We start from the raw sequence: 9530 nt of genomic DNA on the forward strand, positions 1-9530 counted from the left end.
GTCTCGCCGATGAGCTCAATCACATTGATCGAGAACGTATTCGCGGCCACTGTCGATCATGACGGGCGTGAGCTCGATGGTGCGACCGTGGTCATCGATGGCAGCCGGATCGCCGCGGTATTGCCCGCCGGAGAACAGAATCCGTGGCGGACACTGGACGGTGCCGAACATGTCGACGGTCGTGGCTGTCTGCTCACCCCGGGATTGGTCAATACCCACCACCACCTCTATCAGTGGATCACCCGCGGACTCGCCGCCGATCACACGCTCTTCCAATGGCTTACCGCGCTGTATCCGGTGTGGGAGGGTATCGACGCCGACAATCTGCACGTGGCGGCGCAGGGTGCACTGAGCTGGCTGGCATTGTCGGGATGTACCACCACCACCGATCACCACTATGTGTTCCCTTCCGGGGCAGGTGATCTTCTGGAGGCCGAGATTGAAGCGGCGGGGCACGTCGGGCTTAGGTTCGACCCGACCCGGGGCTCGATGGACCTGGGACAGTCGGCCGGTGGACTGCCGCCGGATGCGCTGGTGGAGTCGATCGACACCGCCCTGGAGGCCAGCGCCGCGGCGATTGCCCGCTGGCATGATCCGGCGCCAGGCTCCATGGTGCGCATCGGTCTGGCGCCCTGCTCGCCCTTCTCGGTGAGCGGCGAGCTGTTGCGTCAGTCAGCGTTATTGGCGCGCGAGCGCGGTGTCCGGATGCACACCCACCTGGCCGAAACCCAGGACGAAACCGACTATTGCGCCGAGCGGTTCGGGTGTAGCCCCATCGACTACATGGAACAGCTGGGCTGGCTGGGCCCCGACGTGTGGTTCGCGCACGGTATTCACTTCGACGATGCGGCCATTGCCCGGCTGGCCGGCACGGGCACCGGTATCGCGCACTGCCCGACCTCCAACGGGCGCCTAGGCGCCGGTATCGCCCGGACTCGCGAGCTGCTGGCGGCCGGGGTGCCGGTGGGCCTGGGGGTGGACGGCGCGGCCTCCAATGAGTCGGGACGGCTGCTGGGGGAAGCACACCAGGCGCTGCTGTTGGCACGCGCTGTCGGAGGGCCCACGGCGCTGAGCACCCGCACCGCGCTGGAGCTGGCGACGCTGGGCGGGGCCCGCCTGCTGGGCCGCGCCGAGGAGATCGGCTCGATCGAGGTCGGTAAGTGCGCCGACCTGGTGTTGTGGGATCTGCGCACGCTGGGCCACAGCGGAATCGACGATCCGGTGGCCGCCCTGATGCTGGGTGCGGTACCGCCCATCAGGTGCTCTTGGGTGAATGGGCGACCTGTCGTCAGAGACGGGGAGATGCTGACAGTCGACACCGATCGGATCGCGGCCGCAGTGCAGGCGGCGCATCATGGATTGATGGGCAGGGCACGCTGATGGATCTGCACACCATCGACTCGGTGCTGATTCCGCGAGACCGCGCTGACCTCAGCGGCCTCGGGGCACGGGACGGCGTGCTGGCGGGCGGAACCTGGCTCATGAGCCAGCCGCAGCCGGAGTTGCGGCGGTTAGTGGACCTGGCCGGCATGCGGTGGCCCGATGTCGTGGTCGATGCAAGCGGGCTGCAGATCGCAGCCACCTGCAGTATCGAACGACTCATCAATGCCTCCTATCCGCCCGACTGGCGTGCGACCGTCCTTTTTGGGCAGTGCGCGCGTGCGCTGCTGGCCTCATTCAAGATCTGGCGTGCCGCGACGGTCGGCGGCAACATCTGTCTGGGTCTGCCCGCGGGAGCGATGATCTCGTTGTGCGCGGCCCTGGATGCCGAGCTGCTCATCTGGCGCCGCGACGGCACCGATGAGCACTGTGCCATCACCGAATTCGTCACCGATATCAACAAGACGGTATTGCACGCCGGTGATGTGCTGCGCGCCATCACCTTTCCTGCTGCGGCACTCAGGCAACCGGCGGTGCTGCGTAAGGTCGCGTATTCGGCGCTGGGCCGCTCGGGTGCGCTCGTTACCGGCAGGCTCGACGGCCACGACATTGTGCTCGGGGTCTCCGCCGGAACACGCAGGCCGATCGTGCTCCGGGTCCCGGCCGATCCGGGCGGTGTGTTCGCGGCCGCGGCGTCCATACCCGGCGCGGAGTTCCATACCGATGCCCACGGCACCGCCGAGTGGAGGCGGGCGATCACCGCGCAACTGGCCCGCGAGGTCGCCGAAGAGTTGACCGGAGGGCGCCTGTGAAGGTCAACGGCCAGATCATCGACACCAGCCCGCGGTCCGGGCAGTGCCTGCGTACCTTCCTGCGCGAGCACGGCCACACCGAGGTCAAAAAGGGTTGCGACGCGGGTGATTGCGGCGCCTGCACGGTGCTGGTGGACGGGGCGTCGCAACACTCGTGCATCGTGCCCGCACATCGGGTCACCGATGCCGAGATCCTCACCGTGCGAGGTCTCGGAGATGAACATGATCTGCATCCCATGCAGCGTGGTTTCGTCGGTCACGCCGGTTTTCAATGCGGATTCTGCACGGCCGGAATGGTGTTGACGGCAGCGACGCTCACCGAGGATCAGACAGAGGATCTGGGCAATGCGTTGAAGGGCAACCTGTGCCGGTGTACCGGGTACCGGCCCATTCGTGCCGCCATCTGCGGCGTCGCGCCACCGAAGGACACTGTGAGTGCTCCGGCTGCCGCTCGGGTGGTCACAGGGACTGAGCCGTACACCATGGACCAGCTGCCCACCGATGTGGGACATATTGCGGTACTGGGCAGTCCGCACCCGTCGGCCCGCATCATTCGCATCGACACCGCCAAGGCCGGTGCCTTGCCCGGGGTGCGCGCGGTGCTGTGTTACCGCGATGACCCCGGGGTGCCGTTCTCCACCGCGCGCCATCACGAGCGCACCGACGACCCCGATGACACGCTGGTCTTCGACCGTGTGCTGCGGTTCGCGGGGCAGCGCGTCGCGGCGGTGGTGGCGGACTCGTCGACCATCGCGCACCGGGCGCTCGCGTGCATCGAGGTCGAATACGAGCTATTGCCAGCGGTATTCGATCCCGAGCTGGTGCAGCGGCCGGGGGTGCACCGGGTGCACGGAGATAAGGGGGCCGGCGCGAGGATCGCCGACCCGGCACGCAATCTTGTCGCCGAGGTGCACGGTGAGGTCGGCGATGTCCAGACGGCGGTGGCCCGCGCGGGGGAGTCCGGTGCGGTGGTACGTGGCAGCTGGCACACCGCCCGCGTGCAGCATGTCCACCTGGAGACACACGGCTCGGTGGGGTGGCAGGACGAGCGCGGGCGCTATGTTCTGCGTACCAGCAGCCAGGTGCCGTTCCTGGTACGCGACGAGCTCTGCCATATCTTCGGCCTTGCCCGTGAACAGGTTCGAGTGTTCGCGCCTCGGGTCGGCGGCGGGTTCGGCGCCAAACAAGAGATGCTCACCGAAGACTTGGTGCTGCTGGCGGTGCGTGCGACTGGCGCTCCGGCCGTCTACGAATTGACCCGCAGCGACCAGTTCACGATCGCGCCGTGCCGCCACCCCATGCGGGTGAACGTGACCGCCGCGGCCGGTCTGGACGGGGTACTCACGGCGCTGGCCGTGGACGTGCTCTCGGATGCCGGGGCCTACGGAAACCACAGCGTGGGTGTCATGTTTCACGGCTGCAACGAGTCCATGGCCCAATACCGTTGTGCGAATAAGAGAGTCGATGCGCAGGCGGTGTACACCAACAACATTCCGTCCGGTGCGTTCCGCGGCTACGGCCTGGGGCAGGTGCTGTTCGGGATCGAGTCGGCCCTCGATGAGCTGTGCCGCGAACTCGGTATCGACCCGTTCGAGTTCCGGCGCCGCAATGCCATCGTCCCGGGAGACCCCTTTGTTAGCTGGGAGGTGGAGGAGGACGACCTGGAATTCGGCAGCTATGGACTCGACCAGTGCCTGGACCTGGCGCAACATGCGTTGGTGCAGGGCGCGGCCGACCCGGCACGCAACGGGTCGGACCTACCCGAAGACTGGACGGTGGGCGAGGGCATGGCCATCGCCATGATTGCGACCGTGCCCCCGCGCGGGCATGTGGCCGATGCGCGCGCCGAGCTGGATGCGCGGGGACGCTACCGGATCTCTGTGGGTTCGGCAGAATTCGGCAACGGCACCACCACCGTGCACGCTCAGCTCGCCGCGGCCGTGCTGGGGTGCGCACCGACTCAGGTCGATGTTCATCAGGCCGATACCGACGAGGTGGGCCACGACACCGGGGCCTTCGGGTCGGCAGGCACCACCGTTGCCGGGCTGGCCGTGCACCGCGCGGCAGAACTGTTGCGGGACAAGATTATCCGGTGTGCGGCAGTGAAGCTGGCCGTGCCGGAATCACGGTGTGTGCTGGGACCGGACGGGGTGCGGATCGGCGAGGATCTGTTGAGGCTGGCCGATATCGCGGGCTCGGCGCCGCAGCCATTGACGGCGGTGGGACGTCACGAAGGCACGCCGCGGTCGGTGGCCTTCAATGTCCAGGCATTCCGAGTCGGGGTGCAGCCGGACACCGGCACCGTGCGGATCCTGCAGTCGGTGCAGTCCGCCGACGCCGGGGTAATCATCAATCCGCAGCAATGCCGCGGGCAGGTGGAAGGCGGTGTCGCACAGGCCATCGGATCGGCGCTCTACGAAGAGATCCTGGTGCAGGACGGCATCGTCAGCACGTCGACCCTGCGCAATTACCACATTCCGCAGCTGGTCGATCTGCCCGATACCGAGGTCTACTTCGCCGATACCTATGACACCCTGGGGCCGCTCGGCGCGAAGTCGATGAGTGAGTCCCCGTACAACCCGGTGGCGCCGGCGCTGGCCAACGCCATCCGCGATGCCGTCGGGGTGCGGATGCATCGGTTGCCGATGAACGCGGCACGAGTGTGGCAGGCCATCAACGAATCCGGGATAGGAGAGCGCTCATGAAAGATATCCTCGGCGCCCTGGTTGACCTGCTGCAGGCCGGAGGCACTGTCGCGCTGGCCCGTATGGTGGAGGTCAGCGGTGCGGCCCCCCGTGAGCCCGGGGCCGCGATGATCATGACGGCCGATTCTGTGGTCATCGGGTCGCTGTCGGGTGGCTGTGTGGAGGCTGCGGTCATCGAGACCGCGCGCGGGGTCCTGGCGACCGGCCTGTGTGTCAGCGAGCGATTCGGTGTCGATGACGGTATCGCGCCGGGGCTGACATGCGGTGGTGAGATTGAGGTTGTCACCGAAAGTGTTGGGGCCGAAAGGCTGCCGCTGCTGCTCCGGTTGCGGAGCCTGACCGAGGCGGGGGAGCCTGCGGCCTTGGTGAGCACGCTGTCAGGGATTCCGCAGTGGGCTTTGGTGCGACCGGGTGAGTCGGCGCCGTGGCCGCAGATCGACGGCGATATCGCATCACTGGTGCGGGCGGGACGCAGCGCGGTGGCGGGTGCCGATCGCTGTGAGCCCGATCAATCCGCCCTACCGCGGGTATTCGTACAGGCATTCGGTGTACCGCCGCGGATGATTCTGGCGGGGGCCAACGCCTTCGTCCGGGCCTTGAGCCGCACCGGGAATCAGCTCGGCTACCGGGTGACAGTGGTCGATGCCCGTGAGGTGTTTGCGACGCGGGCACAGTTCCCACACGCGAACGAAGTGGTGGTCGACTGGCCGCACCGGTACCTGCGCGCCGAAGCAGCGTCCGGCCGCATCGACGGGCGCACGGTGGTGTGCGTGCTCACTCATGACCCGAAGTTCGATGTGCCGATGCTGGCGGCAGCTCTCACCCTGGTGCCGGTGGCGTTTGTCGGCGCACTGGGATCGCGACGCACCCACGCCGACCGGGTGGAGCGCCTGCGTGAGGAGGGCATTACCGACGATCAGCTGCGGCGGCTACACAGCCCGCTGGGCCTGGACCTCAACGCCCGCACACCCGAGGAGACTGCGATATCCATTGCGGCGCAGATCATCGCCGAGACCTCGGGAGGCTCGGGGTTGGCCTTGGGCGACACCGACGGGCCGATCCACCGGTAGGCGATGCAGACGGTGTACCTGAAGGCATGCCTAAACGGGGTGCGGCGCAAGGACCAGCACCCCGCGATCCCGTGCACACCGGCTGAGATCGCGGCGGACGCCGCGGCATGCCGTGATGCGGGGGCAGCGGCGGTGCACGTTCATGCCAAGGACGCCAACGGGTTCGACTCCCTGCTGGCTGGTGCGGTCGATCCCGTCGTTGCGGCCATCCGTGCGCGATGCCCGGATCTTCCCGTCGGCGTCACCACGGGCGCCTGGGCACTGACCGATCCGGCCGCACGCTGCGCGGCCATCAACGAGTGGACCGAACTGCCGGACTTCGCCTCGGTGAATTGGCATGAGGACGGCGCGACCGAGGTCGCCGAGACGCTGCTGGCTCGCGGGATCGGTGTGGAGGCAGGGTTGTGGAATGAGGCGGCTGCCCTGTCGTGGTCGGGCTCACCGCTTCGCCGGGAGTGCTTCCGCGTCCTGCTGGAGCTTCCGGGTGGCGTCGCCGGCACCGAAGTCGAAGAGCAAGCGGTGCGCATGCTGGCACAGGTTCGTGTGGCTGGCGCCCGCGGTGTGCTCCTGCACGGCGAGGACTCATCAGCATGGCCCGTACTCGATCTCGCGGCGGCCCGAGGGGTTGCCGCACGGATAGGGCTTGAAGACACGTTGCGCATGCCGGATGGATCGCTGGCCGCAAGCAATGCCGAACTCGTCGCTGCCGGGCGTGCCCGGATGGGAGAGCGCTAGGCGGCCCGCTTGGCCAGCTGCTCCCGGTGCCATCTGCTTCGCGCCGAATGGTGTGCCGAGAATCCCTCATTGGGGTGGGTCCCCAGCCTGCCGTTGGGGCGGTCGAACTGAACGAACACCTCGAGATCTTCTGGGGACAAACTGAAATCGAAGATCTGGAGATTCTCGGCCAACCGGCTAGGCGAGCACGTCTTGGGGATCACCACATGACCCAATTGAATATGCCAACGCAGGATCAGCTGTGCTGGCGTCTTGTTGTGCTTGGCGGCCAGCGCAGCCAGTGGGGAGTCCCCGGTGGTGCCGATTCCTTGGGCAAGGGGACTCCATGCCTCCGTGACGATTTCCCTATCGGAATTGAACTGCCGCAACTCCCGCTGCTGGAAATACGGGTGCAGCTCCACCTGGTTGATCACCGGCGGCACGCCGGTCGCGTCGACGATGGCCTCCACGTGCTCGGGTTCGAAGTTGGATACCCCGATGGCGCGGATGTTGCCGTCGAGGTAGAGCTGCACGATCTGCTGCCATGCGGTCACATACTGACCGTGATCCGGTGCAGGCCAGTGGATTAGGAACATATCCACATAGTCGGTGCCGAGCATGTCAAGGCTCCGCGCGAAAGCACTTGCGGCATCGCAGAAATCGTCCACCCACAGCTTTGTGGTGATAAAGACTTCTTCTCGAGGTACGCCCGAGCGGGAGATGCCGAGGCCGACACCGCGCTCATTGCCGTACCTGGTGGCGGTGTCAATATGCCGGTATCCGGCGTCAAGTGCTTGCCGGACAATGGTTTCCGCTTCGATGTCAGGAATGGCGGCGACACCGAGGCCCAGTTGGGGGATTTCGACGCCGTTGTAGAAACGAACTTTTGGGACAGTGCAAGGTAGCACGACGGACTCCAATCACTCTGCGGCTGAAGGAGCAGTGGAATTGATACCCGGGAGCGACACGTCCTCGTGTCAGTTGAGACGGTACAACTGTCAGTTGAAGTTAGTATCTGTGACGCCGATCACTGAGTTGCTGTGAAGTTGCTGAAATCGCTGAACAGCAAGGGTTTTCGGCGCGCGGAAGACTTTGGGGTTTACAAGATCCTTACGTCGGGGTCGTCGCGATCAGTGCGGTGAGGGTTGAGTTTCGGCGTGGCTGAGCATGGGATGGCAGAGGCGGGTGCTATGTCCATCTTCGGTTGATGCGAACGTGGTGACGTAGGCGTGGTTGTTGGTCTTGCATGACGGCGTGTTTCATGAATGGGCGAATGCGCTGGGTTTGAAGACTCTTTTTTAGCGGGTATGTATCTAGTGGCGGCTGGGAATTGTGTCCGTGGTTTGAAGATCGAAATGTCCGTGGAGGGGTGCGTGGGAGCGCTGCGGCCAATGGTTTTACCTGTTTCGACAGCATTGCGGACAGACGGCGACTTCTCGAACATACCTAGCGGATCTGTAGCAGCGCCTCGAGTGATTTAGTCCTTAGATCCACGACTTCGTTTTCTGAATTCGCAACCGAACGTTCGTTGCTCATGAGCTGTATGTGCCCAACATCAGTTTGCGCCAAAGCTGCTTGGAGGGATGTAGAGGGGTTCCCGGCCTCGTGGAAGCGGGCGGTGTCAGAATGAAGTCGCAGATGCAGGAGCCTTTGCCTGGGTGACACTGCTGGGCCGGCCGAGTAATTCATAGTGTGTGAACGGGGTGTGTTGCCAAATGAGCACGATAATCGTCGTGTTAGACACGAACGCTATCGTCCGTTCGTTTGATCTACGGTCCGAGGGATGGCGTGCGCTTCTTGCCAAGAAGGATGACTGGAGCATTCGCTTCGTAGTCCCGGCGGTCGTTGAGATGGAGTCTGTCAAGGTGGTTCGGCGGAACTGGCAGAAGGATCGCGATCGTGTAGTCGGTCTCAAGCTCGGGAAGTTCGGCGCTTCGTCGGCCCACCAGTCGATCCTTGAATCCATCAATGCAAGCATCGATGGATATGATCAAACTTTACGTAATCGACTGATTGAGATTGGTGCAGAAACCGTCGATCCACCTGAATCTACTAGCCTACTTGCGCTTGCTGATCGTGCTTCGGATCGTCGTGCGCCGTATGTGAAACCAAAAGGTGTACAAGATAATTCAGATGACGGCACAAGAAAGGATGGTCTGCGCGATACCTTGATCTGGCTTTCTGTGTGCGAGTTGGCGGCGGGAAATCCGAGTTGCGAAGTGTGGTTTGTCAGTGACAACTACACAGACTTCGGTGACCAGCTTGAGAGTAAGAACCCTGCCGACGCGGACGGCTGTCCCTTCCCGCTGCACCCCCAGTTACTGGAAGATCTCGATGGCCAGGGTGCTCGTGAGCGTGTTTTTTACGTTAGGACTTTGGAACGACTAGAACAGTTTCTCGCTGCGAAATTTGCGCCGTTATCGGCCGAAAATCGCGAATCTCTTATCCAGCAGCTCGACATAGATCAACTAGGTATCCAAATCCTGAGCGCTGGAACAGAATTAGGTGTTGATCCGCGAGCTGCCGCACTTCCGCGTCGCACCGTACGCGCATCACTTGCGGCCATCACCTGTAGTCCAGGTGAGCTCCAGTTCGATGACGCTGCTATGCGGGCCGCTGGTAGTTGGACAGCGCAGTTCCGTGTGCTCGCCGATGCAGAAGTGGATGTTGAGTACATCAGCAGCGACACCGATATCATTCCCAAACGACTCCAAATTGGCGGACGGGTCGCAGTGTCTGCTGAGGGAGAGGTGCTCGGCCTCACGGTCACATCTATCGAGGCTTTGCCAGACGACCCCATGCGCCGCGCGTGGTTCTCAGGTTCACTGCAGATCGATCCCCAGGTGATG

General features: G+C 64.2%; 7 protein-coding genes. 6 read left to right on the forward strand and 1 reads right to left on the reverse strand.

The window, feature by feature from the left end; genetic code table 11:
- Nucleotides 1–9: 9 nt before the first annotated feature.
- From B4383_RS02275 to B4383_RS02295, 5 genes are read left to right on the forward strand one after another with little or no spacing between them, the layout of a single operon-like run.
- The gene (locus B4383_RS02275; RefSeq protein ID WP_078287794.1) at nt 10–1380 is read left to right on the forward strand and encodes an 8-oxoguanine deaminase; all 1371 of its coding nucleotides are present in this window, start codon (nt 10–12) and stop codon (nt 1378–1380) included.
- On the forward strand, nt 1380–2192 hold the full coding sequence (locus B4383_RS02280) for an FAD binding domain-containing protein (protein WP_078287795.1): 813 nt from the start codon (nt 1380–1382) through the stop codon (nt 2190–2192). The genes B4383_RS02275 and B4383_RS02280 overlap by 1 nt, the downstream gene beginning before the upstream one ends.
- Nucleotides 2189–4897 carry a molybdopterin cofactor-binding domain-containing protein gene (locus B4383_RS02285; protein WP_078287796.1) on the forward strand — a complete coding sequence of 903 codons (2709 nt, stop codon included), beginning with the start codon at nt 2189–2191 and terminating at the stop codon, nt 4895–4897. Before B4383_RS02280 ends, B4383_RS02285 begins: the two co-directional genes overlap by 4 nt.
- Nucleotides 4894–5967, forward strand: a complete 1074-nt coding sequence (locus B4383_RS02290; RefSeq protein ID WP_078287797.1) for an XdhC/CoxI family protein — start codon at nt 4894–4896, stop codon at nt 5965–5967. The genes B4383_RS02285 and B4383_RS02290 overlap by 4 nt, the downstream gene beginning before the upstream one ends.
- Before the next feature lie 12 nt (nt 5968–5979).
- On the forward strand, nt 5980–6702 hold the full coding sequence (locus tag B4383_RS02295; RefSeq protein WP_078287869.1) for a 3-keto-5-aminohexanoate cleavage protein: 723 nt from the start codon (nt 5980–5982) through the stop codon (nt 6700–6702).
- Here B4383_RS02295 and B4383_RS02300 read toward each other — a convergent pair.
- Nucleotides 6699–7589, reverse strand: a complete 891-nt coding sequence (locus B4383_RS02300; RefSeq protein ID WP_078287798.1) for an aldo/keto reductase — start codon at nt 7587–7589, stop codon at nt 6699–6701. The genes B4383_RS02295 and B4383_RS02300 overlap by 4 nt on opposite strands.
- 807 nt (nt 7590–8396) lie before the next feature.
- On the opposite strand from B4383_RS02300, the gene B4383_RS02305 reads away from it, so the two are divergent.
- A partial coding sequence (locus B4383_RS02305; protein ID WP_078321061.1) for a PIN domain-containing protein occupies nt 8397–9530 on the forward strand: 1134 nt, incomplete at its 3' end.

The sequence above is a fragment of the Mycobacterium sp. D16R24 genome (assembly GCF_002013385.1).
Classification (GTDB): Bacteria; Actinomycetota; Actinomycetes; order Mycobacteriales; family Mycobacteriaceae; genus Mycobacterium.

Bases quoted from the DNA above. Each gene is read 5' to 3' on its own strand.
- B4383_RS02275 (WP_078287794.1), top strand. From the start codon at position 10: ATGAGCTCAATCACATTGATCGAGAACGTATTCGCGGCCACTGTCGAT.
- B4383_RS02280 (WP_078287795.1), top strand. From the start codon at position 1,380: ATGGATCTGCACACCATCGACTCGGTGCTGATTCCGCGAGACCGCGCT.
- B4383_RS02290 (WP_078287797.1), top strand. From the start codon at position 4,894: ATGAAAGATATCCTCGGCGCCCTGGTTGACCTGCTGCAGGCCGGAGGC.